The organism is Hymenobacter sp. ISL-91 (genome assembly GCF_018613725.1).
Lineage (GTDB): Bacteria > Bacteroidota > Bacteroidia > Cytophagales > Hymenobacteraceae > Hymenobacter.
Window position 1 is genome coordinate 100,030 of sequence record NZ_JAGGPS010000038.1, and the last position, 23,988, is coordinate 124,017.

Sequence of the window (23,988 nt, forward strand, 5' to 3'; positions counted from 1 at the left end):
GGCCGTGTTCGTCCTGCACCGTTTCCCGCTGTTCTGTTCTCCGCTATGCCCCACCCTACTCCCCTCGAAAATTACGGCCTGATTGGCAACCTGCACACCGTGGCGCTGGTTTCGAAAGCCGGCTCGCTGGATTACCTGCCTTTTACCCGTTTCGATTCGCCCACCATTTTTGCGGCCCTGCTCGATGCGGAAAAAGGCGGCGCCTGGTCGATTGAGCCCGCCGGCGCCGAAGGCGAAGTGCGGACCAAGCAGCTGTATTTGCCCAACACGGGGGTACTGCTCACTAGGTTTCTGCTGGAGGGCGGCATTGCGGAGCTTACCGATTTCATGCCCGTGAAGCGCCACGAGCAGAACTGCGCCGTAGTGCGCAGCCTGCGCGTCATCAAGGGCAGCCTCACCTTTCAGCTGCGGTGCGCCCCGCGCTTCGAATACGCCCGCGCCCCCCACCACGTAGTAGCCCAGCACGACGGCAGTTTGCTGTTCAAGGAGTTGGAGTCCACCGACGCGGCTCTGCAGTTTCGGCTCCTGAGCAGCCACCCGCTCGAAGCTACTTCTGACGGCGACGCGGTGGGCAGCTGGACCCTGCACGCCGGCGAAACGGCCAGCTTTGTGATTGAGGCTACCCCCGTCGACGACCCCGGCTTCATTGCCCGCGACCTGGAACACTACACCGAGGCCGCTTTTGCCGACACGCTGAGTTTTTGGCGCGAGTGGGTGGAAAGCAGCACCTACACCGGGCGCTGGCGCGAAATGGTGATGCGCTCGGCCATTACGCTCAAGCTGCTTACGTCGCTGGAGTTTGGCTCGACGGTAGCAGCGGCCACGTTTGGGCTGCCCGAAGCCGTGGGCGGCACCCGCAACTGGGACTACCGCTTTACCTGGGTACGCGACGCCGCCTTTACCATGTACGCCTTTCTACGGCTGGGCTTCACGACCGAATCGAAAGCATTTTTGCGCTGGATTATGGACCGGTGCGAGCAGTTGGCCGATGCCGCCGACCTGCAGCTCATGTACCGCATCGATGGCTCGCCCGAGTTGCCCGAGCAGGAGCTGAAGCACCTGAGCGGCTACCGCGACTCGCGCCCTGTGCGCATTGGCAACGGCGCAGCCAAGCAGTTTCAACTCGACATCTACGGGGAGCTGCTCGACACCGTCTACCTCTATAATAAGTACGGCGGGGCCATTACCTACGCGCTCTGGCAGCAGATATGCCGGATTACCGATTTCGTGGCCGCCAACTGGCACCGGCCCGACCACGGCATCTGGGAAGTGCGCGATGAGGAGCGCCATTTTCTGTCGGCCAAGATGATGTGCTGGGTCGCCCTCGACCGTGCCATCCGCATTGCCGAAGACCGCTCCTTCCCGGCCCCGCTGGCCGATTGGCACCGGGTGCGCAATGAGATTTACGAGGAAGTATACCACAACTTCTGGAGCGAGGAGAAGCAGGCCTTCGTGCAGTACAAAGGCGGTGAGGTGCTCGATGCTATTGCCCTGCTCCTGCCCCTGATCCGGATGTTCAGTCCGGCCGAGCCGCGCTGGCAGGCCACCATGCGAGCCATCGAGCATGAACTGGTGGTCGACTCGCTCGTCTTCCGCTACCACGCCGAGGGCGGCGCTACCGACGGGCTTACGGGCCAGGAAGGCACCTTTACCATGTGCTCGTTCTGGTACATTGAAAACCTGTCGCGGGCCGGCGAGCTGGACAAGGCCCGGCTGCTGTTTGAGAAGGTGTTGGGTTTTGCCAGTCCGCTGGGCCTGTACTCGGAGCAGATTAGCCCCCAGGGTGCCCAGATCGGCAACTACCCGCAGGCCTTCACACACCTGGCCCTCATCAGCGCCGCTTTCCAGCTCGACCGCGACCTGGACGCCCGCCACGGCAAGGGCCCCAACCGAGGCCATGCGTTCGTGTAGCCGCCGCAACGGCTCCGCAGACCCGACCGGCCCCGCGGCTGGCCCGGTCTGCCGCGGCGGGGCATTTCGCTTGCGTCAAACAAATCGTATCTAACCTATTTCCGCCTTCCGACTTATACCTGCGTACAACCTCATTCACCAAACCCGTTCTCATGAGCTCTATCAACCTCCAACAAGCCCAGCAGATTATTGAAGCTGCCCGCCAGAAGTCGCAGGAAATGGGCGTAAAAATGAACATTGCCGTGGTGGATGCCGGGGCCAACCTCGTGGCCTTTGCCCGCATGGACGGTGCCTGGCTCGGCTCGCTCGACATTTCCATCAAGAAGGCTAAAACGGCCCGCTTCTTCGATATGCCCACCGGGAACATCGGCGGCCTCTCGCAGCCCGGCGGTTCCCTGTTCGGCATCGAGCATTCCAACGGCGGCCTCATCACCTTCCCCGGCGGCCTCCCAATCAGGCAGGGCGACGAAATTGTGGGGGCAATCGGCGTGTCGGGCGACTCGGTAGAGAACGACCACACGGTGGCCGAAGCCGGCATGAAGGCGCTGCAGTAGCCGGTTGCGGCCGGCCCGCTTCGGTGCCGCCGCAAACCTTATGGCGCCAACCAGCCTTGTATTGAAACCCCAAACGGCAGTCTTCCTTGATATGGTGAAGGCTGCCGTTTGGCGTTTAGGATCATATCTACCACTCCCAAAACCCACTCGTATGGCTAACAACAGAGGCGTAGTGTACCTGGAACCCGGCAAAGTAGCCGTTCAGGATATCGATTTTCCGGAACTGAAAAACCCGAAAGGCAAGAAAATCACGCACGGCGTGATTCTCAAGGTCGTATCAACCAACATCTGCGGCTCAGACCAGCACATGGTTCGGGGGCGCACCACGGCACCGGCCGGCCTGATACTGGGCCACGAAATAACCGGCGAGGTGATTGAGGCAGGCACTGATGTGGAGTTCCTCAAGAAGGGCGACCTGGTATCGGTGCCGTTTAATGTGGCCTGTGGCCGCTGCCGCACCTGCAAAGAAATGAAAACCGGCATCTGCCTGAGCGTAAACGAGGGCCGCGCCGGTGGTGCCTATGGCTACGTGGACATGGGCGGCTGGATTGGTGGGCAGGCCGAATATGTAATGGTGCCTTACGCCGATTTCAACCTGCTCCGGTTTCCGAACAAAGAACAGGCAATGGAGAAAATCCGCGACCTGACCATGCTGAGCGACATTTTCCCGACCGGTTTCCATGGGGCGGTGAAGGCCGGCGTGGGCCCCGGCACCACCGTATACATTGCCGGCGCCGGGCCGGTGGGGCTGGCCGCCGCGGCTTCGGCCCAGCTGCTGGGCGCGGCCGTGGTAATTGTGGGCGACATGAACAAGGCCCGCCTGGCGCACGCCAGCTCGTTCGGCTGCGAAACCGTGGACCTGACGCTCGACGCTACCCTGACCGAACAGATTACCCAGATTCTGGGCGTGCCGGAAATTGACTGCGCCGTTGACTGCGTGGGCTTCGAGGCCAGCGGACACGGCACCGACTCGAAGAAGGAAGTGCCAGCGGCCGTGCTAAACTCGCTTATGGAAATCACCCGCGCCGGCGGCTCCATCGGCATTCCCGGCCTCTACGTAACCGAAGACCCGGGCGCCGAGGACAAGGCGGCGCAGAAAGGCAGCCTCTCCATCCGGTTCGGGCTGGGTTGGGCCAAAAGCCACTCGTTCCATACCGGCCAGACGCCCGTGATGAGCTACAACCGCCAGCTCATGCAGGCTATTCTCTACGACAAGGTGCAGATTGCCAAGGCCGTGAACGTGGAAGTCATCAGCCTCGACGATGCGCCCCGCGGCTACGAGGAATTCGACAGCGGCGTGGCCAAGAAGTTCGTCATCAACCCGCACAACCTGATTCCGGATGTGAAGCCCAAGGCTAAAAAGAAGGAGCCAGTTGAGGCGTAAAGTCAGTTCAGTTTATAATAGGAATGCCCCGGCAGATTCGTCGGGGCATTTTTCATGTCGTAAGAACTCCCAAAAAGGAGCCCCTATTCTGTAGCGTGAAGCTCCAGACTAGCGTATCGTTGCTGACAATGGAACACTTGTAAGCGTGCTGCGAGACGCGAAATCGGAGCTTCGCGCAACATTTCAAGTGCGCAAGTGCTGACTCTCATTACACCTCAGCAGCATCCTCAGCGGCCAGGGCAGCTGTAACCCTTGTTATCGTTTATTTATTGCCCGCATGTAGCCCGCCCGCAGAACGAGCAGCAGATACACGAATAGCAGCGCAACGGGAATCGTCAGGTGGTCGCCGTCCAGTACAGAAAAAACGGCATACAGGCTGGCGAACATCAGCGGTAGAAATACCACTGCCTCCACCAGCACTGTCAGCCGGGCATAGTGCCTGGGCTGCTCGAACAACAGGGCCGGTAATTGCGCGGGCCACAGGGCCAGTAGAAACAAGGCGTTGCTGACGAGCCAGCCCATAAGCAACGCCGCCTGCCCATACATTAACGGAATGCCGATAGAATCGGCGAAGGGAGGAAAGTCGCCGCGGAAGCCCCGATAATAGTAGTACCAATAAAGGGCGACAAACAACAGGGCCCACCCGACATTCAGCCAAACGAAAAAGCGAGTTTTACTCACAGTTTTCGTTCGCCGTAACTCCTTCCAGGACTGCACTCGGTTGGCCCGCAGAAACAGCAAAACTGTGAGGCTGCTGATGGCTACGCCGGAGCCGGTGTCGAGCCAGTCGTTACGATTGGTACGCCAGGCCTTTTCCGCAGCGTAATAAGTTTTGCGGTAGTCGATAGCGCCGTCTGACTGGGTATTCTTGACTTCATCGGCCGGATCAGCTGTGTACATAATTTCGTACAGGTTGTTGATGCTCTTTCCTTCGATAAAGGCGGGCATGAAAAACCCGTGCAGCCACGCCGCCGCACCCAGCAGCAACAGGCTCATCAATGCACGCGGCAGGTTTTTCAGCATCCTGATTCAGCTTTGCGTAAAGTTAGTGAAACCCGATAGCGGTGCTGCCACTTAGCAGATACCTGCATGGTATTCTGGGGTAGCAAACGCGCCCTCGCCGCCTGTTTCGTACCTTAGCCCTACCAAAACCCACCCAACCGCCCTTCGATATGCAAGCTCCCGTAGCGCCTTATAAACCTAAAAACCACGTCCGCATTGTAACGGCGGCCGCCCTGTTCGATGGGCACGATGCCGCCATCAACATCATGCGCCGCATCATTCAGAGCAGCGGCGCCGAAGTCATTCACCTGGGCCACAACCGCTCGGTGCAGGAAATCGTGGATTGCGCCATTCAGGAGGATGCCCAGGCCATTGCCATTACCTCCTACCAGGGCGGCCACAACGAGTACTTCAAGTACATGCACGATTTGCTGGCAGAGCGCGGCGCGGGCCACATCAAGCTCTTCGGCGGCGGCGGCGGCGTGATTCTGCCCTCCGAAATCGAGGACCTGATGAACCACGGCGTCACCCGCATCTACTCGCCCGACGACGGCCGCGCCATGGGCCTGCAGGGCATGATTAATGACCTGCTCGAACAGTCCGACTTCCCGACCGGCCAGAACCTCAACGGCGAGGCCGCTCACCTCAAAGACAAAAACGCCCGCGACATCGGCCGCCTCATCTCCGCCGCCGAAAACTTCCCCGAAGAATTTGAGCGCGTACGCGGTCAGTTGTTAGTTGATAGTTGTCAGTTGTCAGTTGGCGGAGAAAAACCCCAACAGAACGACCTGACAACTGACAACGAACAACTGACAACCAAACAAACAACCGACAACCAACAACCAACAACTACCCAAACGCCCATCCTCGGCATCACCGGCACGGGCGGGGCGGGCAAGTCGAGCCTCGTGGATGAGCTGGTGCGGCGGTTTCTGCTGGACTTTCCGGACAAGACCATTGCCATTATTTCCGTCGACCCCAGCAAGCGCAAGACGGGCGGGGCGCTGCTCGGCGACCGAATCCGGATGAATGCCATCAACAGCCCCCGAGTGTACATGCGCAGCCTGGCCACGCGCCAGAGCAACCTGGCCCTGAGCAAGTACGTGCAGGACGCCGTGGACGTGGTGCGGGCCGCCGAGTTCGACCTCATCATCCTCGAAACCTCCGGCATCGGCCAGTCCGACACCGAAATCATCGAGCACTCCGACGCCAGCCTCTACGTGATGACGCCCGAGTACGGCGCGGCCACCCAGCTGGAGAAAATCGACATGCTCGATTTCGCCGACGTTATTGCCCTCAACAAGTTCGACAAGCGCGGCGCGCTGGATGCCCTGCGCGACGTGCGCAAGCAGTACCAGCGCAACCACGGCCTCTGGGACAAGCAGACCGACACGATGCCGGTGTTCGGCACCATTGCCTCGCAGTTCAACGACCCGGGCATGAACCGGCTCTACCGCGCCGTGCTGGCTACCATGGAGGAGCGCACCGGCCATGCCTTCGCCTCCAAGCTCGAAACCTCGGTGCAGGATTCCGAGAAGATTTACATTATTCCGCCGCACCGCACGCGGTATCTTTCCGAAATAGCCGAAACCAACCGCCAGTATGACCAGTGGGTTCAAAAACAGTCTGCCACAGCGCAGCAGCTCTATGGAATCCGACAAGCCGTCGGAGCCGTTGAAAGCCTCGGCAACGACCGAATTGGAAACAGTGCCGGAGGAGCTGGTAACAGCGGCGGCCCAGCAGGTGCCGGAGTCGAGCCCGGAGCACTCGTGGCCGGCCTGGAGAGCACCTTCGAGGAGGTCAAGCTTCGGCTGGACGGGCAGAACTGGAAACTCCTGGAGACCTGGCCGCAAACGGTAGCCGCCTACCAGGCCCCCGAGTTCGTGTTCAAGGTGCGCGACAAGGAAATCCGCATCCAGACGCACACTAAAAGCCTATCGGGCACCCAGGTGCCCAAGGTTTCCCTGCCGCGCTACACCGCCTGGGGCGATTTGCTCCGCTGGCAGCTCCAGGAGAACGTGCCCGGCGAGTTCCCCTATACGGCCGGCGTGTTCCCCTTCAAGCGCGAGGGCGAAGACCCCACCCGCATGTTTGCCGGCGAAGGCGGCCCCGAGCGCACCAACCGTCGCTTCCACTACGTGAGCATGGGCCTGCCCGCCAAGCGCCTGAGCACGGCCTTCGACTCGGTGACGCTTTACGGCGAAGACCCCGACCACCGGCCCGACATCTACGGCAAAATCGGCAACGCCGGCGTGAGCATTGCCTGCCTGGATGATGCCAAGAAGCTCTACTCGGGCTTCAACCTGGCCAACCCGAGCACCTCGGTGTCCATGACCATCAACGGGCCGGCCGCTACCATCGCCGCCTTCTTCATGAACGCCGCCGTTGACCAGCAGTGCGAGCTCTATATTAAGGAGCAGGGGCTGGAAGACGAGGTAAGCCAGAAAATCGACGCCATCTATGCAGCGTATGGCCAGCCCCGCCCCCACTACCAGGGCCCGCTGCCCGAGGGCAACGACGGCCTGGGCCTCATGCTGCTCGGCGTAACCGGCGACCAGGTGCTGCCCGCCGACGTGTACGCCGGCATCAAAGCCCGCACCCTCACGCAGGTGCGCGGCACGGTGCAGGCCGATATTCTCAAGGAAGACCAGGCCCAGAACACCTGCATTTTCTCGACTGAATTTGCCCTGCGCCTGATGGGCGACGTGCAGCAGTACTTCATCAACGAGAAGGTTCGCAACTTCTACTCGGTGTCGATTTCGGGCTACCACATTGCCGAGGCCGGCGCCAACCCCATCACCCAGCTGGCCCTCACGCTCTCCAACGGCTTCACGTTCGTGGAATATTATGTGAGCCGGGGCATGGATGTGAACGACTTCGCCCCCAACCTCTCGTTCTTCTTCTCCAACGGCATCGACCCCGAGTACGCCGTGATTGGGCGCGTGGCGCGCCGCATCTGGGCCAAGGCCATGAAGCTCAAGTACGGCGCCAACGCCCGCTCGCAGATGCTCAAGTACCACATCCAGACCAGCGGCCGGAGCCTGCACGCCCAGGAAATCGACTTCAACGACATCCGAACCACCCTGCAGGCCCTGTACGCCATCTACGACAACTGCAACTCCCTGCACACCAACGCCTACGACGAAGCCATTACCACGCCCACCGAGGAGTCGGTGCGCCGGGCCATGGCCATCCAGCTCATCATCAACCGCGAGCTGGGCCTGGCCAAGAACGAGAACCCGCTGCAAGGCTCGTTCATCATCGAGGAGCTGACCGACTTGGTGGAAGAGGCCGTGCTGCTCGAATTCGACCGCATCACGGAGCGCGGCGGCGTGCTCGGGGCCATGGAAACCATGTACCAGCGCGGCAAGATTCAGGAGGAGAGCATGCACTACGAGATGCTCAAGCACACGGGCGAGTACCCCATCATCGGCGTCAACACCTTCCTCTCCTCCAAAGGCTCGCCCACGGTGGTGCCCGCCGAGGTTATCCGCGCCACCGAGGAGGAAAAGCAGTACCAGATTACAATGCTCCAGGCCCTGCAGACCCGCCACGCCGCCGAAGCCCCTGCGCGCCTGAAGCAGCTGCAACAGGCCGCAGTAGCCAACGAGAACCTGTTCGCTGAGTTGATGGATACGGTGAAGTTCTGCTCGCTGGGTCAGATTACGAATGCACTGTTCGAGGTCGGCGGGCAGTATCGCCGGAATATGTAGGCTGAAGCTAATTTGGCAGAATAGAAATGGGTGCTACCTTGCTTAGGTAGCACCCATTTCTATTCTGCCGTTTTTTATATATGATACGAACATACATTTCTTATACATTAACACTACTTTCAGGATTGTTAATCTATTTCATGTTTGCTGCTATGTCATCAGTGGCAGCCGGTATTACATGGATCCCAACTATCAGTTTCGTAGGAAGCATGTTGCATATCGGGCTAAGTAGCTGGTTATTTCTGGTTCTTCCTAAACCTGGAAAAATTACTTCTTTTATTACCACTGCATTAATGTGTTCTTGGCCAATTACTGCGGGCATTGAAAGCATAAAGATTTTTGACTTTGAGGCTCTGATAATTTATACACTACCTCTTACTATTAGTGGTTTCGTGATATGGAATCATCTTAGATCTTTTCACGAAAAAGAGAATCAATCAACTAAAACGCAAATAGTTTTATCGGCTTTGCCGTTAGTTTTTCTAGTGTATATAGTTTATTTCTATTATATTCTGTTTACTCAAACATAGAGTTGAATTGTTAAGGATCAGCCTACAATCCTATATCTTAGTTTTCCAAGCTTTGGAGGGCAAGATATTATGAGTATGCTCTCCGCCTCTACCTATAATCAGCCCGCTATTCATAAGCTTCAACATGCTTCGTTCGGGACCGGGGCGCGGGGCGGTGGGTCGTTGAGGGCCCCTAAGCTGCGGCCTTAGCTCCCTGATGAATCACCCGTGCATTGCGGGGCAAAGGCGAGGCTGCCACCACCAGTTCGTAAGGCCGGTTAAATGCTTCCTGTGAGACCTGGAAGTAGCTGGCGAGGCGACGGATAACCTCTTTCGAGAGGCCCCGCCGCCGGTTAAGGATATCTGAAACCGCGCCTTTGCTCAGGCCCAGCACGGTCACCATATCCTTGGCCAGCAGGTGGCGGCTTGCCATCAGGGAGCGTAGCAGCTCGATGGGGTCGGCTTCGGGCAGCGTGGCGTGGGCCTGGTCCCAGGTTTCGATGAGCAACGTGAGCAGGTCGATTTCCTCCTGCGTGGCCGTAGAGGCAGTTCCTTCGGTTACTAACGCTTCCAACTGGCGGCAATAGTCTTGGTACTGCGGCTCGGTTTTAATGACGGTGTATTTGAGCGTTTTCATAGGTTGGGCTAGTAGAGGTTAACGGTGTATTGCTGGTTTTTAGCGCAGATTTTATCGTATTCAGCATGCGTACCCAGCCAGCAAACGAACAGGTGCACCTGCCGCTGGCCAAAGACGTAGCGGCCAATCAGCCGGTAGTTGTTACCCCCGATGTCGAACACCACGCGGTTGCTGCCATTGCCCAATAAGTCAGCCGCACCGAAGGTCTGCTGCATATCAGCGGGCGTGTTCCAATCAGCGTACTTCACGGCCGTTAACTACAGCGCAAAAGCGGCGCGACTCCGGGCGTGGCGGGCCGCAAAGTCTTCCACGGTTTGCCGCTTGATGAGATGAACTTTCATAGGAGGACGTTGGAGTTACGCTACAAGTTCGCAATATGCGAACTTGTAGCGTAACTTTTTATGTAGCGCTACACTTCCGAATAGGTATGACTCTGGGCGGCGCACCTGTTTCCACCGTTACTACCCCCGGCCCGCCGCGGCCGTTACGGGCCGCTTCGGATGGGGCCGGGGCGTGCGGTGGGGCGGCTGGGGGGCTATGCCTCGGCCAACAGCGCCAGTACCTCCTGTTTCAGTTGCGGCAGGTGGCGCACTACGATGCTCCACGTCATCTCATCGGAAACCGTGTCGTAGCCGTGGATGATGCGGTTGCGGGTGGCTATAATCTGGCGGGCGTTGGAGAGTTGAAAAGTCGGGGCCAGCTTCAGGATGCGGCCCACTGCTTCGCCCATTATTTCGAGGTTGCGCTCAGTGGTGCGGCGGGTGCGTACGTCGCGCTGGTAAAACATGAAGTCCAGCGGCTGCCCGGCAAAGAAGCTTTCCGTTTCCTCTATGGCTTGCAGCACATCGTGCAGGCAGGCGCGAATCTCAGGCTGCATACAGGAGTTGCCGGGTGGCTTCCAGCTGCTGGCGGAAGTAGGGGTTGCGCACGGCCTGGGCTTCCAGCAAGTCTACCGGCCGGCCAAATAACTCCTCCAGCGCAAACTTGAAGCGGAAATAATTGTCGGCGTACTGCTCCAGCGGCATCGGCTCAAACTCCGCCACCAAATCCACGTCGCTGTCGGGGCCAAAGGCCGGAGTCAGGGCCGAACCAAACCCAAACAGCTGTCGTACCCGGTGCTGCCGGCATAGCTGTTCGAGGGCATTCTGGTTCAGCTTGAATAGTTGCATAGTGCGGGTTAGATAAGACTTTGGGGCCAATTCCACCTTTTTGGCGGCGTTTTGTCATCTACGGAGCTGTGCTAACTACTCTGATTTTGGTCTCCCTCCATCGCACCACTCCGACAGCTCCAAGCGGCACACCTGTTTTCGCCCCTCCTCCCCGGCCCGCCGCGGCCGTTACGGGCCGCTTCGGACGCGTTGCAGGGCTTTGTGCAGTTGATTAAGAGAACATTACGGTTGAGGGCATGGTAACAATTTTGTTCATTTACTTTGAATTACAAAGTTCTTTTACATCCTTTGCAACGCAGTCGATTACCCGGCCTGCTCAACCCTTAACTTAGTATTACCATGCCACTTACCCAACGCCTTCTTCGCCCGGCCCTGATTACCGCGGGCCTTCTGCTGATACCTTTCGTAGCCATGCGCTTCACCCGGGAAGTGCAGTGGGATTTGTTTGACTTTGCTTTTGCCGGCGTCCTGCTGTTTGGCACCGGGCTGGCCTTTGAGCTGGTGGCCGGCCGGGGTGGCAGCACCGCGTACCGCGTGGGCGTAGGCATGGCGCTGGCGGCCGCGCTGCTGCTGGTATGGGTGAACGGGGCCGTGGGCATTATCGGCAGCGAAAACAACCCGGCCAACCTGTTGTATGGCGGGGTGCTGCTGGTAGCCTTGGTGGGGGCCGCCGTGAGCCGTTTGCGGGCGCGTGGGCTGGCCCGCACGATGCTGGCCGCCGCCCTGGCCCAGTTTCTGGTGCCGCTGCTGGCCCTGCTCATCTGGCGGCCCGCGTTGGACTGGGGTGTTTTGGGCGTACTGGGGGCAAATGCCATATTTGTGCTACTGTGGGTGGGCGCAGCCTTGCTTTTCCAACGCGCCAGCGCCACTGGCCCCACGCCAGCCCGTCGGCTGGCTTAGTCGGCTGGCTTAGTCGGCTGGCCCACCGGCACGGGGCCAGGCAGCATCCCGCTGGAGGTTGTGTTACAACGCCGGCTCCGGCGGCGGCTGGGCCGGCAAATAAACCGGTTCATCGAAAGTGCCAGGCAGTACATCGGGCAATTGGCTAGCTTTGGCACATGGGCAAGGTTTTGTACAAGTCGAAGATGGGGTTGCTCCTGCTGCTGCTGCTGATTGGGCAGGCGGCCTGCTCCTCCCCTTCGGCCGAGGTGGCCGCGCAGGAGGTGCAGGAGCCCAGCGAAACCTTTACCCAGCGCCGCGTGATAGTGGGGGCCGACTCGCTCGTTCGTGGCCGGCTGCTCGACCGCAACGACTCGGTACTGGTGGCTACCGGCACGCTGCACCTGCTGAAACTGCCGCGCAAGCCCCCGCTCGATACCACCGCGCTGGCCAAGCTGCTGGGCTGGGGGCCAACTACGATCAGGCAGCGCATCGCCAACGCCCTCCCCTACGACAACGCCCCCGCCGGCTACCCCGTGAACCTGCGCCTGACGGCGGCCGAAGCCGCGCGGGTGCGCAAAGCCCGCAAGCAGTGGCCCACGCTGGTGCTTACCACCCAGGTGGGCCGTCGCTACACGGCCAATGCCGGCGCGGCCGTGCTGGGCTACCCGGCCACCGAGGCCCAGGCGTTTTTCAGGCAGGCCCAACGCACCAAGCGCGGCCGCTTCTATAAGCTGCGCAACGGCGGCGTCGAGGGCTACTACAATGGCCTGCTGACGGGCCGCGTGGGTTACCTGCACCCGCTCATCGACTCGGTGGGCAACGTCCGCGGCAGCTGGGCCACCGATACCACCTTCCGTCAGGGCCAGGATTTGCACCTGACTATTGATACGAAGCTGCAGGCCTACGCTGAGCAGCTCATGGGCAACCGCAAGGGCTACCTGGTGGCCCTCGACCCGAAAACCGGCGAAATCCTGGCCTACGTATCAGGCCCGGTGTACGACCCGGCCACGCTCACGGCCCCCGACCAAGCCAAGGTGCGCTCGGAGATGCTCTATGATGAGAACAAGCCGTTGCTGAACCGCCCGGCCATGTTGGCCAACCCGCCCGGCTCGGTGTTCAAGCTGGTGAATGCGGCCGTAGCGTTGCAGCTGGGCGCTATTACGCCCACTACCGGCTTCAAGTGCGACCAGACGCTGATTAAGTGCGTGCACCACCACCCGGTGCCCGGCAGCCTCACGGTGGGCCTCAAGTACAGCTGCAACCCCTACTTCTACCAGGTGATGCGCAACCTCATGCAGCGCGTGCCCGACAGCCTGGTGGCCGATACCGTAGCCGCCCGCCATGCCAACCTGGCCGAGTGGCGGCGCTACGTGCGCTCGTTCGGCCTCGACTCGGTGCTGGGCGTCGATATCCCCCGCGAAGCTCCCGGCTTCCTGCCCACCCCCGCCTACTACGATAAAGCCCGGAAGACCCGCAACTGGACCTACCGCTCCATCTACTCGCTGAGCGTGGGCCAGGGCGAAATCAACATGACGGGCCTGCAGATGGCCAACATGACGGCTATCATTGCCAACCGCGGCTGGTACTACCCACCTCACCTCGTGCGCGGCATCGGCGACAACGGGCCCCTGCCCCGCTTCACCCAAAAGCGCTATACCCTCATCGACAGCGCCCATTTCGCGGCCCTGCTGCCCGGCATGCTCGGCGCAATGCAACGCGGCGGCACAGCCGAAACCTCCAGCCTCGCCGATGTGGGCATTGCAGTAGCCGGCAAAACCGGCACTGTCGAAAACGGGGGCGACGACGACAACGACCACGCCGCCTTCGTTGGTTTCGCTCCTGCCGACAACCCCAAAATAGTAGTGGCGGTGTACCTCGAAAACGCCGGTTTCGGGGCCACTGCCGCCGCGCCCTGCGCCGTTATGGTGATGGAGAAGCATTTGCGCGGCTATATTGCTCCCAAGCGCAAACGCTGGGAAGCCCGCGTGAAGCACCGCGCCCGCAACGGGTATTAGCGCGTGTGGACGGTGTTTTTGCCGCATTCTGCCCAAATGCCTAATGGCTCCGACATACCACCCGCCCCTAACGTTTTTTCCGCAGGTGTTCCCGGGCAAGTGCTTTAAGGCTATTAATTAAACTATGAAGCTGTTTAGGAAGTCGTCAGGCGGTCATGCTGAGCTTGTCGAAGCATCTCTCCCGCTTCATTGAACGAACCTGACGAAGCGGTAGAGATGCTTCGACAAGCTCAGCATGACGTCCAATCTTGAATTCTCAGACTTCCTAAACAGCTTCTATATCTATATAGATTGCCGGGAATTTATATCCCATTTCGTTCAGCTGGCCATGCGTATCAGTCGTTCCGTTGCGCTCTGCGTGTTTCCGTTTGCCGCCCTGCTACTGGCGGCGGGTTCTTCTCCGGCCCCCACACCGGCCCTGCCCCCCAACTTCACCCAGGGCATCATCACCACCCGGGTATCGCTGCCGGGCAACCCCTACGATAAGCTGCTCAGCCAGATCGACCCCGCCAAGGGCAATGTGCAGGGCCAGATGCAGCAGCTTGCCCTCCGCATGACGCCGGCTGAGCAGCAGCAGTTTCAGGCCGAGGCGGCCCGGCTGAGCCCGGCCCTGGCTATGGGCGCCATGATGCTGCCGCGCAAAGGCACCATTTACTGCCGGGGCCAGGAAGCCCGGGTAAGCACCGACGGGCTGTCGTACCACCTGGAAAACTACTTCGACAGCGCCAAAAACGCCGGTATCCTGCTGCTGGCCTCCCAGACCAGCCCCGAGCGGGTGGCGTACACCTATAATGCCGCCACCATGAAAACGCGCTGGCAAAGCATTGTGGTAGCCGAAAAGGATTACACCCTGAAAACAAGCCCCGAAACCACCCTGGTGGCCGGCTATCCGAGCCAGAAAACCACCTATACCTTGAAGCCGGGCGCGGGCACCCCGGTGCCCGACGAGGCGGGCAGCATGAGCCAGAAGCCGGTAGCGCTAGAAGTCTGGACCTCTGCCCAGATTCCGCAGATGCTGAATTTTGCGCACCCGGTATACGTCCAGCAGCAACATGGCATCACTAGGCTGCTCGTTTATTTTGACAAGGAGCGCCGGCAGAAGCTGCTCTACGAGTTTACCGGGGTGCAGCTAAAGCCCGTTTCTGCCCAAGACCTGAAAATTAACACCAGCACACCTCTGCTGGATTATGCCAAAGACGAGCTGCAAATCGGCATGAAGTCGTTGGCCATCATGCTGGGTGGCGGCCCCGGCTCGCCGGCCAAACCTAGCACCGACGACTAGCTTCGCGCATCCTTCGGTCCTTCTGCCACGGCCCGCGCCTGCTCAGGCGCGGGCCGTGGCGCATCCAGGGCGCCCCTACCCCATTAACCCGGCTTTCCTCATAGCTTGACGGGGTTCAAGGCTTCTAAACGCAACCTTTTAGCGGCGTACTATCGTCTTAGCGGCAACTGTTTTGCTGGCTGAATGATGAATTGCAAACTGCTTCTGTTGCTGCTACTGCTGCTCACCACCGCGCCCGCTGCCCGGGCCCAGTCGCTCACGGGCAGCTGGCAGGGCGTGGAAATTGACCCTGGCGAGCGGGGCGAATACTGGCCCGCCGAATTACGGCTGCAACAGAGCAAATCGGGCAGCGTGCTGGGTATACTCTACCAGCAGGTTGGGTCCGGCGACGAGGTGAGTGTGACGTTTCAGGTACGGGGCCAGCGCACGGCCGGCGGGCTGCGGCTGGAGCACGGCCACAAGCTGCAGGAAACCGGCCAGTCGCTGTTCAGCTACTGGTGTTTCGGCAGCGTAGTGCTCACCTATGATGCCGCCGAGGAGAAGCTCACCGGCCGCGCCGCCTACCAGCCCGTCGGCGACTGCGACATCGGCAACTTCACCTTCTACCGCGTTAAGCTGAAATCGGCCGAAACAGTGCCTGCCGACACCGAAACCACCCTGCGCGTATCGGGCCGTAACGTACTCTGGTACGCCGATGCCGACGCCCGACAGCCGCTGGCCAGCGGCAACAGCTTCCGCACCCGCCTGCGCCAGACCACGACCTTCTACCTGGCCCAGGGCTACTACCCTACCACCCAGAGCACCCGCGTACCCATCACCATCCGCGTTAGCGGCAGCGCTTCACCCGTAGCAACCCGCCCCGCGCCTCCCGAGTTATTGGCGCCGCTGCCCGTGCCGCTCCGCCAACCATCACTGGCCAGCCAGCTGCCCGACTCCGTGCGGCCGCAGCCGGGCAGTCCGACGCTGGCGGTTACGCCTACCGTGCTGCCTACCGTGCTATTCCAGTTGGGTACGGCCCGGCTGCTGCCCGAGGCCTTCCCGGCGCTCAACCAGCTGGCCGCCACGCTGCGCACCAACCCCGAGTTGCGCATTGAAGTGGCCGGCCACACCGACCGCATTGGCGAGCCGGGCAAAAACCAGCAGCTCTCGGAGCAGCGGGCCGCCGCCGTCCAGAAGCACCTGATTCGGGCCGGCGTTGCAGCCGGCCGCATCAGCGCCATCGGCTATGGCGACACCCGCCCCCTGTACCCTGCTCCCGACGAGCGCAACCGCCGGGTAGAGGTGCGGGCCGTGGAGTAAGGAGCGGAACGGCAACCAGGCGCACCCGCCAACGAAACGCCCGCTCCTGGCTGGCAGAAGCGGGCATGTGTAAAACCGTAGGGCGGCAGTGCGCGGGCTACTTGCGGGCCCGGGGCTTGGGCTTAGCCACCGGCGCCGGGGCCGTGCGGCGGGCCTCTTCGCGCTGGTAGAAAGCTACCTCGTGATGATAGGCCGAGTAATCCCAGGAGGGCCGGGCCACGGCGGCCTCGCGGGCGGCCGTGCGAATGGCGTCCAGCTGCGCGGCGGGCAGAAACGACTGCGCCGAATCAGTCAGCAGGGCCTGGTGGGTTTGCTCCAGCACCGCTTCGAGGGCCATAATTTCGGCGGAGCCCTTACCGGAGAGCGTGCCCGGCGCGGTGCGCTGGCGCGCCACCTGCTGGCCCTGATAGGTGAAGGCGCTGTTAGAAGCCGGCGTCGGGATGACTACCGGAGCCGAGGACGGGGTTTCCTCGGCGGCGGCTTTGGTTTTTACTTTGGCTTTAGCCTTGCCGTTGCGGGCAGCCATAGTGACTACCTGCGTTGCAAGCCGCGCACCGCCAAGCAAGCCGGCCTGCGCCTGCGCCAGGTGCACACCGGCGAGGAAGAGAACAGTAAACAGGTACTTCATCCGGGAAATGTTATAATTAAAAGGATGCGTGAAAGTAGACAACTCCAACGAAATATATACTATAGCGGCACTATATATGCCTATAAGAAATAACTACTCTTTTAACTTGCCAGCCATTTTTTCTTCGGATAATACACAAACGTTTTCTGGTTGTCACTTAAAACATCCTTTGCAAAGGCGGGCTTCTTTCACAAATTTGTTCGGCTTGCATAACACTTTGCCGGATTCTGCGTTGTATCTTTGCATTTAATTAGCTGACTGCTACACCATTTACCCCGAGTACCATGAAAAAGAGCACCGCCACCTTTTCGTCGCTGCTGCTGCTGGGCAGCTTCGGCTCCTACCGTTTCCTGGCCGCGCAACTGCGCGACCTGAGCCTCCATTTCGACCTGCGCGACGAGGAAGAGCTGCACTTCTGCTAAGCCTCCGCCGTCTATTCTATTGCCGCGAGCCCCGCCCTTCCGGCGGGGCTCGCGCGTTTAGGGGCCTCAGAAACCGGGCTTCATAGTCAGCCTCTTAGCGGCAGTACCCGAAAAAACAACATCCATCTGCGGCGGTTTTCGGTACTTCACAGTAGCGCCGGCCCGTGCGGGGCTGCGCACCTTGTTTCTCACCAGTTGGTTTTCAACCCCGACTGCCGGCCAAAACCGGCCGCAGCAGCAGCGCGAAATCAGCCTTAATCAGTGTTATTATGGAATTGAATGGCTTGAAAGAGCAAATCAGCTACATCATCGGCCGAGACATGGCCAACAACTTCGCCCAGCAGGGTCTCGACCTGGACATTGATATTTTTGCCCAGTCGATGAAGGAGGCGCTTACCAACGAGCCCAGCCGCCTCACGCCCGAGCAGATGCAGAACGCCATGCAACAGCTGCAGGAGCAGCTCGGCGGTGGCATGGAAGACGACAACGACGACGACAACCAAAACGCGAGCAATATGGGTAACAACAAAGCCGAAGGCGAAGCCTTCCTGCAGGAAAACGCCAACAAAGCCGGGGTAACCACCCTGCCCAGCGGCCTGCAATACGAGGTAATTACGGAGGGCAGCGGCCCCAAGCCCGGTCCCGGCTCGTCGGTTACTACCCACTACCACGGCACGCTGCTCAACGGCACCGTGTTCGACAGCTCGTACCAGCGCGGCCAGCCTGCCACGTTTGGCGTAAACCAGGTAATTGCCGGCTGGACAGAAGCCCTGCAGCTGATGCCCGAGGGCTCGAAGTGGCGCCTGTACATCCCCTCCGACCTTGCTTACGGCAAGCGCGGTGCCGGCCGCGACATCGGCCCTGATACTACGCTCATCTTCGATGTGGAGCTGGTAAAGGTGAACAAGTAGCCAGGAAACGAAGCGAAGTGGCGCCGGTAAGCGGAATGTCCTCACCTTTACCGCCTCATTCGGTTGCTTCGTTACTTAAACCTACCCACACCATGCAAGCCCCGCTGCCCCCCCTACGCCACGTTCCGCCCTATTGGGTACGAACCAGCACGGGTAGCAGCGGGGCTTTTGTTGGTGGTACCCCTCGGCCGGAGCCGGCCGCTACGCCGCTCCCCACTCCGCCCCCAGCGGAGCCAGTGGCAGCAGCGCTACCCCAGCCCTCGCCACCGGAGCCCTCGCCGGAGCAGCCCATCGAAACGTTCGAGCCGCTGCTGCCTCCGCCACCAACGCCCGAGCTCTTTACTACCCTGCGAAGCGAAGATGGCCGGTTGGTGCTGACCAATGACGGACTGGAGTTGAACAAGGAACAGTTTAGCTGGCGCGAACTGGAGGGAGTGGATGTGCAGCCGGTTCGCTGGCTGCTGGGCGTGTTGCTGGGTGCGTTTACTTTCCTGGGCTTCTTGGCAGCCTACCTGCAGTTTTGGCTGAAAACAGTGCCGGCGGCGCTGGGTATCGGGCTGGGTCTGGCGCTCCTGGCCTGGGGCCTGCGCGGCACCAACCGCTGGCGGGTGCATCGGCCGGGCCGGCAGACCCGCTACTTTGCCCTAACCGGCCCGGCCCACAGCTGGCAGACGCTGGCGACAGAGGCCAACCGCCGCATCGGGCAGCGCCACCACGAAACGGCCACTGCGGCCGGCTACTGGCTGCAGCAAACCGCCCTCGTGGCGCCCGTAGCCAGCCCCACCGAAGGGGCCGGGCCCGACACGCACGCCCCGGTCTGAGCCGCCGGCCACCGCACTTACGGGTTCGGTTTGGCTACGCACTGCACTTACGCACTGCAGCCCGTGCGCCACCGATTACGGGCCGTCTGTTACCTTCGGCCCCGCTTACCGCTTTTTCGCCTCTTTCCAGCCGTTTCCATATGGATGCCAAACACCAGCACTCCGCCGTTTCGACGGCCGGTTTGCTTATTGCCCTGGGTATTATCTACGGCGACATCGGGACTTCGCCGCTCTACGTGATGAAGGCCATCGTATCGGGTCAGATTGACCCACTGCTCGTGTACGGCGGCATCTCCTGCGTTATCTGGACGCTCACGCTGCAGACCACCGTTAAGTACGTGCTGCTCACCCTCAATGCCGATAACAACGGCGAGGGCGGTATTTTCTCGCTTTATGCCCTGGTGCGGCGGCGCGGGGCCTGGCTATCGGCCGTCGCCATTATCGGCGGTGCGGCTCTGCTGGCCGATGGTATCATTACGCCACCTATTTCGGTGTCGTCGGCCATCGAAGGGCTGGAAACGCTCTATCCGGGCATCCCAACGGTGCCCATCGTTATCGGCATCATTGCGGCGCTGTTTCTGCTCCAGAGCTTCGGTACCCAGATTGTGGGCAAGGCCTTTGGGCCCATTATGTTCGTGTGGTTTGCCATGCTGGGCATTTTGGGCGTGAGCGGGATACTGCACCACCCCGAAATCATGAAGGCCTTCAACCCCTACTATGCCTACAACCTGCTGATCAACTACCCCGGTGGCTTCTGGCTGCTGGGTGCCGTGTTTCTGTGCACTACCGGGGCCGAGGCGCTCTACTCCGACCTGGGCCACTGCGGCAAGGGCAACATTCGCATCAGCTGGATATTCGTTAAGTCGTGTCTGGTGCTCAACTACCTGGGCCAGGGAGGCTGGCTGATGTCGCAGCAGGGCCAGCAGCTGAACGGCCGCAACCCGTTTTATGAGCTGATGCCCGAGTGGTTTCTGCTCATCGGAATCTGTATTGCCACGCTGGCCGCCGTTATTGCCTCGCAGGCCCTCATTACGGGCTCGTTTACGCTCGTAGCCGAAGCCATCCGCCTCAATATGTGGCCCAAGGTAAAGCTCAACTACCCCACCAACGTGAAGGGCCAGCTGTTTGTACCCAGCATGAACCGGCTGCTGCTGCTGGGCTGCATTGGGGTGGTGCTGTATTTCCGCCGCTCCGAGCACATGGAGGCCGCCTACGGGCTGGCCATCACGCTCACCATGCTCATGACCACCGTTCTGCTAAGCGTCTGGCTGCACTCCAAAAAGGTGCCGCTGGCCGTTATTGGGCTGTTTGTGGTGGTGTACGGCACCATTGAGGGCTCTTTTCTGGTGGCCAACCTCATCAAGTTTCCGCACGGTGGCTGGGTGTCGTTGCTGATTGGCGGGCTGCTAGTGAGCGTGATGTACGTGTGGCTGCGGGCCTACTACATCAAGCGCCGCCTCACCGAGTTCGTTAAGATTGACCCTTACCTTGAGGCCCTCAAGGAGCTGAGCGCCGACGAGTCGGTGTCGAAGTATGCCACGCACCTCGTATTTCTCACCTCGGCCGAGCGGGCCTCGGAAATCGAGGCCAAAATCATCTATTCCATCTTCCAGAAGCGCCCCAAACGAGCCGACATCTACTGGTTCGTGCACGTGGACACTACCGACCAGCCGTATACCATGGAGTACAAGGTAACCGAGCTGGCCCCCGACGACGCATTCCGCATTACGTTCCGGCTGGGCTTCCGCGTCGAGCAGAAAATCAACCTCTACTTCCGTAAGGTAATCGAGGAGCTGGTCCGCAACAAGGAGGTCGACATCACCTCGCGCTACGAGTCGCTCAGCAAGCAGCACGTAACCGGCGACTTCCGCTTCGTAGTGATGGAGAAGTACTTGTCGGTTGAAAACGACTTCCCGACTACCGAAAAGCTGGTAATGCAGTCGTACTTCTACATCAAGCAGTTCATTGCCTCCGAAGCCAAGTACTTCGGCCTCGATACCAGCTCGGTGAAAGTGGAAAAGGTGCCGCTGGTGATTGCGCCCGTGCGCGAGATGGAGTTGCAGCGGATTTTCTAAATCAGGTCGAATGCCCGGGCGTATTGGCTTAGCTCAAACGTTGTATCGGCATGCAGCTTGTGGCGTATGTTGCGCCGGTGGGTAGAGGCCGTATGCTCCGAAATACAGAGTTCCTCCGCTATTTCGGGGGCGCTTTTACCCAATACCAACAGCCGCAGCACACACCGCTCGCGCTTGGAAAGCGCAGCAAACAAGGCCGTATGCTGGCGCAGGAACTGATTCTCCTCCAGCAGACGATGGACTTTGGCAGCAAAGTGGTTGTCGGGGTGCAGCGGAATGGCTAGCCCCATGACCAGGAGCGGATTGCCCTGGCCGTCTGCCAGCAGGCGGCGCATAGACGTCAGGTAGTAGCTCCAGCCGGGGCGCTCAGTCGTGCGTACTTCCTGGTAAAAGGTATGGACCTCGGGCTTTTCGGTTTCATACATCAGCTCGAATACCCGGGTCATGTATTCATCCGATTCGACTGCATTGAAATAGGTAGGCGAGAACCTAGGCCCCAGCGCCGTAAGCTCCTCCAGCGTGGCCCCCAGTAGTTGCAGGCCCCATTCCGACAGATAGCGGACCGTTTGCGTAGGCACATGGTGGATGATTACAACGGCAGGGTATTGGTCGGCGGTAGCAGCTATTTCAGCTATTTTATCTGCAATGAGGGCTTCTTCATCGGTGGGCATGCGCATTGGCGTGAGTGGAGAGTGAGCAGAACGGCAGAAAACAGCTGCTGCAATATATAACTCTCCAGATCAAATCAATCTGCCTTTTGTACTACGGATATCCGCCTTTTTTCGAAGCTGTTTACCAAGTCAGCAATGACGTCTTTGTAGTCATTGCTGACTTGGTAAACAGCTTCTTCTTTCGATGAATTGCCAGGTGTTTCCTCTCCCGCGCGTCTTTCCATGAAGCGTTCATGCCAATGCTAACTGCGCCAGTGAGAAGACGATAGTGGCCCGGATGGCCGGATTCAGCGTAGTGCTGAGGAACTGAAGGAGGTGAGCCTGGCAGGTAAGCCGCAGCCTGCGTTTGGGCCACCTACCATCCAACCCTACTCAATCTTCGTGGGCGTAGAAGGCGGCGCAGGCTCGGGTGTTGGTGTGGGCTCGGGCGTGGGCGTAGGTTCGGGTGTGGGCGTGGGCTCGGGCGTAGGCGTCGGTTCGGGTGTCGGCTCGGGTGTGGGTGTGGGCGTCGGTTCGGGTGTGGGCGTCGGTTCGGGTGTGGGCGTCGGTTCGGGGGTTGATACAGGCTCGGGCGTAGGCGTCGGCTCGGACATTGGCACGGCAACGGGCGGCGCCGTTTTCTTGGCCTTCGCCGCTTTATTTTTGCGCTTTGAGTGGGCCCAGGCCAGTAGCGAAAGCTCGGCGTATACACTGCCCCCATAGGGCTCACCGGCTTCAAACAGGGCACCGATGTTGTTCGAGCCTACCACCAGCGGGCCCAGGCGCACCATGGCTCCGTAAGTCAGCGTCTGATAGTTGTTGCTCAACGAGATGGGCGTGGCCAGTTCCAGCCAGCGGGTTTCCATGCGAGGCGTGAGGGCCGCGTAGGAAAAGTGCCGCATGCCGGGGGCAAAGCGGGTACGCAACCCGTGGCTGACGGCCATGTTTGCGTAGAATACGCCCTTCAATTTATAGTCAACATCTACGTTTAGCGCCGTGGGTAACCCCGCCCGGAACCGGTCCTCGCGGGTAAGGGTCTTCGTGCGCAGAATCTCGTTGATTTTAGTATCTATGTTGTCTGCATCGAGGCCGCTCAGGTCCGACTCGCTCACGCCTACGTTGCGCAGGTTGATGTTGGGGAAGGACACGGCCTGCTCGCGGTACAGAATCGAGCCGATATCGGTTAGGGCAACCGAAACCCGGTACTTGTACTTATTGCGCCCCCGGTCCCCGCTGCCTGGCATGCCCAGGCCACCCGCCGGCCCGCCATCGGGGCGGTATTCGTACACCACGCCCAGGTCGGCACCCCAGCCCGAACCCGGAGAGCCGCCCGAGGTGAGCCACTTGGCAGCTGTTTGCACATCGATGCCAGTGAAAGCATTGGGGTTGGAATACGCAAATGAACCCGTGTAAGAATTAAGCCGGACGATGGTATCACCGACCTGGGCCGCTTCGGGTACTACCTCAATGTCGGCGTTTTTGGCCTGCAGGTGGGCAGAGGCAATGCCGCGCAGCAGCTTAACCGTGGCGCCTGCCTTCAAAAAGTGGTTGCCCTCCTCAAGCAGCACCCGACCATACGTAGCATCCCACTCGGCAAATCCGTTCAGGTTCAGGTTGAAGGAGTTGTCTTTGAGTCGGTTGGGCAGCTCGAATTCATCCACGGCCGCCTGCAGGAAATCACCGCCGATGTTGTTGCCCTGCAGCGCCGTTCTCACCCGGGTACTCAGGGCAATACCCTGCTTTGGCCCCAGGCTGAGCAGCAGGCCCGGTCCGCGCACGGCTATACCCACGCTAAATAGCTTCGGCTGGCCGCTGTTTGCGTTGGCCTGCAGGTTGGCACTCGTCAGGTCGATGGAACCAGGTGACAGCACACTGCCGGGCCCGGAGTAGCGGTAGGCATTGTTGGTGCCATGCACATCGAGGGCCACGAGCTGCACCTGAAACCGGTAGCGGTTGTCGGCCACAGTAGCCGGGTTCCAGGCCGTTCCGGTAAGGCCGGAAAAATTGCCCCGGCCAGGATTGTACAACTGCTGGGCCATTGCCTGACCCGCCGTAGCCGTAAGTAGTAAGCTGCACAGGTAGCGTGCTTTCATGCAAAAAGAGGTAAAAGTGAGAGAGGTGCTG

At 60.2% G+C, this 23,988-nt stretch carries 21 protein-coding genes; 13 read left to right on the forward strand and 8 right to left on the reverse strand.

The features are described 5' to 3' along the window. Positions 1 to 45 precede the first annotated feature (45 nt). From J7E24_RS15010 to fdhA, 3 genes are all read left to right on the forward strand, one after another. Entirely contained in the window at positions 46 to 1,911 is a 1,866-nt protein-coding gene (locus J7E24_RS15010) for a glycoside hydrolase family 15 protein (protein ID WP_215138939.1), read from the forward strand. A gap of 152 nt (positions 1,912 to 2,063) precedes the next feature. Then, positions 2,064 to 2,465, forward strand: coding sequence for a GlcG/HbpS family heme-binding protein (locus J7E24_RS15015; RefSeq protein WP_215138940.1), 402 nt, complete (start codon positions 2,064 to 2,066; stop codon positions 2,463 to 2,465). Between the two features lie 151 nt (positions 2,466 to 2,616). Continuing rightward, the gene (gene fdhA / locus J7E24_RS15020; RefSeq protein WP_215138941.1) at positions 2,617 to 3,849 is read left to right on the forward strand and encodes a formaldehyde dehydrogenase, glutathione-independent; all 1,233 of its coding nucleotides are present in this window, start codon (positions 2,617 to 2,619) and stop codon (positions 3,847 to 3,849) included. A 255-nt stretch (positions 3,850 to 4,104) separates the two neighbouring features. Here fdhA and J7E24_RS15025 read toward each other — a convergent pair whose 3' ends face one another. Beyond that, a complete protein-coding gene (locus tag J7E24_RS15025; protein ID WP_215138942.1) occupies positions 4,105 to 4,872 on the reverse strand; it encodes a hypothetical protein in 768 nt (255 codons plus the stop codon). A 149-nt stretch (positions 4,873 to 5,021) separates the two neighbouring features. Between J7E24_RS15025 and J7E24_RS15030 the strand changes: the two genes are divergently transcribed. Then, on the forward strand, positions 5,022 to 8,564 hold the full coding sequence (locus tag J7E24_RS15030) for a methylmalonyl-CoA mutase family protein (protein WP_215138943.1): 3,543 nt from the start codon (positions 5,022 to 5,024) through the stop codon (positions 8,562 to 8,564). 140 nt (positions 8,565 to 8,704) lie between these two features. After that, positions 8,705 to 9,094, forward strand: a complete 390-nt coding sequence (locus J7E24_RS15035; protein WP_215138944.1) for a hypothetical protein — start codon at positions 8,705 to 8,707, stop codon at positions 9,092 to 9,094. A gap of 172 nt (positions 9,095 to 9,266) precedes the next feature. Here the strand turns inward: J7E24_RS15035 and J7E24_RS15040 are convergent, their stop codons facing one another. From J7E24_RS15040 to J7E24_RS15055, 4 genes are all read right to left on the reverse strand, one after another. Further along, complete coding sequence (locus J7E24_RS15040) at positions 9,267 to 9,710, reverse strand: type II toxin-antitoxin system HigA family antitoxin (protein WP_215138945.1); 444 nt, start codon at positions 9,708 to 9,710, stop codon at positions 9,267 to 9,269. An 8-nt stretch (positions 9,711 to 9,718) separates the two neighbouring features. Beyond that, entirely contained in the window at positions 9,719 to 9,958 is a 240-nt protein-coding gene (locus J7E24_RS17665; RefSeq protein WP_317195664.1) for a type II toxin-antitoxin system HigB family toxin, read from the reverse strand. Positions 9,959 to 10,245: 287 nt separating this feature from the next. Beyond that, positions 10,246 to 10,587, reverse strand: coding sequence for a DUF86 domain-containing protein (locus J7E24_RS15050; RefSeq protein ID WP_215138946.1), 342 nt, complete (start codon positions 10,585 to 10,587; stop codon positions 10,246 to 10,248). Beyond that, the gene (locus J7E24_RS15055; protein WP_215138947.1) at positions 10,577 to 10,879 is read right to left on the reverse strand and encodes a nucleotidyltransferase family protein; all 303 of its coding nucleotides are present in this window, start codon (positions 10,877 to 10,879) and stop codon (positions 10,577 to 10,579) included. Before J7E24_RS15055 ends, J7E24_RS15050 begins: the two co-directional genes overlap by 11 nt. Positions 10,880 to 11,218: 339 nt before the next feature. Between J7E24_RS15055 and J7E24_RS15060 the strand changes: the two genes are divergently transcribed. The 4 genes from J7E24_RS15060 to J7E24_RS15075 all read left to right on the forward strand — a co-directional run bounded on the left by J7E24_RS15060 (position 11,219) and on the right by J7E24_RS15075 (position 16,357). Beyond that, positions 11,219 to 11,779, forward strand: coding sequence for a hypothetical protein (locus J7E24_RS15060; RefSeq protein WP_215138948.1), 561 nt, complete (start codon positions 11,219 to 11,221; stop codon positions 11,777 to 11,779). A 158-nt stretch (positions 11,780 to 11,937) separates the two neighbouring features. After that, positions 11,938 to 13,776, forward strand: a complete 1,839-nt coding sequence (locus J7E24_RS15065) for a peptidoglycan D,D-transpeptidase FtsI family protein (protein ID WP_215138949.1) — start codon at positions 11,938 to 11,940, stop codon at positions 13,774 to 13,776. Between the two features lie 328 nt (positions 13,777 to 14,104). Beyond that, entirely contained in the window at positions 14,105 to 15,058 is a 954-nt protein-coding gene (locus J7E24_RS15070) for a hypothetical protein (protein ID WP_215138950.1), read from the forward strand. A 183-nt stretch (positions 15,059 to 15,241) separates the two neighbouring features. Further along, positions 15,242 to 16,357, forward strand: a complete 1,116-nt coding sequence (locus J7E24_RS15075) for an OmpA family protein (protein WP_215138951.1) — start codon at positions 15,242 to 15,244, stop codon at positions 16,355 to 16,357. Between the two features lie 97 nt (positions 16,358 to 16,454). Here J7E24_RS15075 and J7E24_RS15080 read toward each other — a convergent pair whose 3' ends face one another. Then, the gene (locus tag J7E24_RS15080; RefSeq protein ID WP_215138952.1) at positions 16,455 to 16,985 is read right to left on the reverse strand and encodes a hypothetical protein; all 531 of its coding nucleotides are present in this window, start codon (positions 16,983 to 16,985) and stop codon (positions 16,455 to 16,457) included. A 284-nt stretch (positions 16,986 to 17,269) separates the two neighbouring features. Here J7E24_RS15080 and J7E24_RS15085 point away from each other — a divergent pair, with 284 nt between their 5' ends. The 4 genes from J7E24_RS15085 (at position 17,270) to J7E24_RS15100 (ending at position 21,214) form a co-directional block, all read left to right on the forward strand. Further along, positions 17,270 to 17,407: a hypothetical protein gene (locus J7E24_RS15085; protein ID WP_176898550.1), complete on the forward strand. Its 138-nt coding sequence runs from the start codon at positions 17,270 to 17,272 to the stop codon at positions 17,405 to 17,407. A 269-nt stretch (positions 17,408 to 17,676) separates the two neighbouring features. Beyond that, positions 17,677 to 18,318 (forward strand): FKBP-type peptidyl-prolyl cis-trans isomerase, encoded by a 642-nt coding sequence (locus tag J7E24_RS15090; protein WP_215138953.1) that lies wholly within the window; start codon positions 17,677 to 17,679, stop codon positions 18,316 to 18,318. 92 nt (positions 18,319 to 18,410) lie between these two features. Continuing rightward, positions 18,411 to 19,139, forward strand: coding sequence for a hypothetical protein (locus J7E24_RS15095; protein ID WP_215138954.1), 729 nt, complete (start codon positions 18,411 to 18,413; stop codon positions 19,137 to 19,139). Between the two features lie 140 nt (positions 19,140 to 19,279). Next, positions 19,280 to 21,214 (forward strand): KUP/HAK/KT family potassium transporter, encoded by a 1,935-nt coding sequence (locus J7E24_RS15100; protein WP_215138955.1) that lies wholly within the window; start codon positions 19,280 to 19,282, stop codon positions 21,212 to 21,214. Here J7E24_RS15100 and J7E24_RS15105 read toward each other — a convergent pair. Next, positions 21,211 to 21,891 (reverse strand): response regulator transcription factor, encoded by a 681-nt coding sequence (locus J7E24_RS15105; RefSeq protein WP_215138956.1) that lies wholly within the window; start codon positions 21,889 to 21,891, stop codon positions 21,211 to 21,213. The two genes, J7E24_RS15100 and J7E24_RS15105, sit on opposite strands and share 4 nt — an antisense overlap. A 362-nt stretch (positions 21,892 to 22,253) precedes the next feature. Beyond that, a complete protein-coding gene (locus J7E24_RS15110; protein WP_215138957.1) occupies positions 22,254 to 23,957 on the reverse strand; it encodes a DUF5723 family protein in 1,704 nt (567 codons plus the stop codon). Positions 23,958 to 23,988: the final 31 nt, after the last annotated feature.

What these genes read in the sequence shown, in the direction of transcription:
- J7E24_RS15010 (WP_215138939.1), top strand. Translation starts at nt 46, where the DNA reads ATGCCCCACCCTACTCCCCTCGAAAATTACGGCCTGATTGGCAACCTG.
- J7E24_RS15015 (WP_215138940.1), top strand. Translation starts at nt 2,064, where the DNA reads ATGAGCTCTATCAACCTCCAACAAGCCCAGCAGATTATTGAAGCTGCC.
- fdhA (WP_215138941.1), top strand. Translation starts at nt 2,617, where the DNA reads ATGGCTAACAACAGAGGCGTAGTGTACCTGGAACCCGGCAAAGTAGCC.
- J7E24_RS15025 (WP_215138942.1), bottom strand. Translation starts at nt 4,872, where the DNA reads ATGCTGAAAAACCTGCCGCGTGCATTGATGAGCCTGTTGCTGCTGGGT.
- J7E24_RS15030 (WP_215138943.1), top strand. Translation starts at nt 5,022, where the DNA reads ATGCAAGCTCCCGTAGCGCCTTATAAACCTAAAAACCACGTCCGCATT.
- J7E24_RS15035 (WP_215138944.1), top strand. Translation starts at nt 8,705, where the DNA reads ATGTTTGCTGCTATGTCATCAGTGGCAGCCGGTATTACATGGATCCCA.
- J7E24_RS15040 (WP_215138945.1), bottom strand. Translation starts at nt 9,710, where the DNA reads ATGAAAACGCTCAAATACACCGTCATTAAAACCGAGCCGCAGTACCAA.
- J7E24_RS15050 (WP_215138946.1), bottom strand. Translation starts at nt 10,587, where the DNA reads ATGCAGCCTGAGATTCGCGCCTGCCTGCACGATGTGCTGCAAGCCATA.
- J7E24_RS15055 (WP_215138947.1), bottom strand. Translation starts at nt 10,879, where the DNA reads ATGCAACTATTCAAGCTGAACCAGAATGCCCTCGAACAGCTATGCCGG.
- J7E24_RS15060 (WP_215138948.1), top strand. Translation starts at nt 11,219, where the DNA reads ATGCCACTTACCCAACGCCTTCTTCGCCCGGCCCTGATTACCGCGGGC.
- J7E24_RS15065 (WP_215138949.1), top strand. Translation starts at nt 11,938, where the DNA reads ATGGGCAAGGTTTTGTACAAGTCGAAGATGGGGTTGCTCCTGCTGCTG.
- J7E24_RS15070 (WP_215138950.1), top strand. Translation starts at nt 14,105, where the DNA reads ATGCGTATCAGTCGTTCCGTTGCGCTCTGCGTGTTTCCGTTTGCCGCC.
- J7E24_RS15075 (WP_215138951.1), top strand. Translation starts at nt 15,242, where the DNA reads ATGATGAATTGCAAACTGCTTCTGTTGCTGCTACTGCTGCTCACCACC.
- J7E24_RS15080 (WP_215138952.1), bottom strand. Translation starts at nt 16,985, where the DNA reads ATGAAGTACCTGTTTACTGTTCTCTTCCTCGCCGGTGTGCACCTGGCG.
- J7E24_RS15085 (WP_176898550.1), top strand. Translation starts at nt 17,270, where the DNA reads ATGAAAAAGAGCACCGCCACCTTTTCGTCGCTGCTGCTGCTGGGCAGC.
- J7E24_RS15090 (WP_215138953.1), top strand. Translation starts at nt 17,677, where the DNA reads ATGGAATTGAATGGCTTGAAAGAGCAAATCAGCTACATCATCGGCCGA.
- J7E24_RS15095 (WP_215138954.1), top strand. Translation starts at nt 18,411, where the DNA reads ATGCAAGCCCCGCTGCCCCCCCTACGCCACGTTCCGCCCTATTGGGTA.
- J7E24_RS15100 (WP_215138955.1), top strand. Translation starts at nt 19,280, where the DNA reads ATGGATGCCAAACACCAGCACTCCGCCGTTTCGACGGCCGGTTTGCTT.
- J7E24_RS15105 (WP_215138956.1), bottom strand. Translation starts at nt 21,891, where the DNA reads ATGCGCATGCCCACCGATGAAGAAGCCCTCATTGCAGATAAAATAGCT.
- J7E24_RS15110 (WP_215138957.1), bottom strand. Translation starts at nt 23,957, where the DNA reads ATGAAAGCACGCTACCTGTGCAGCTTACTACTTACGGCTACGGCGGGT.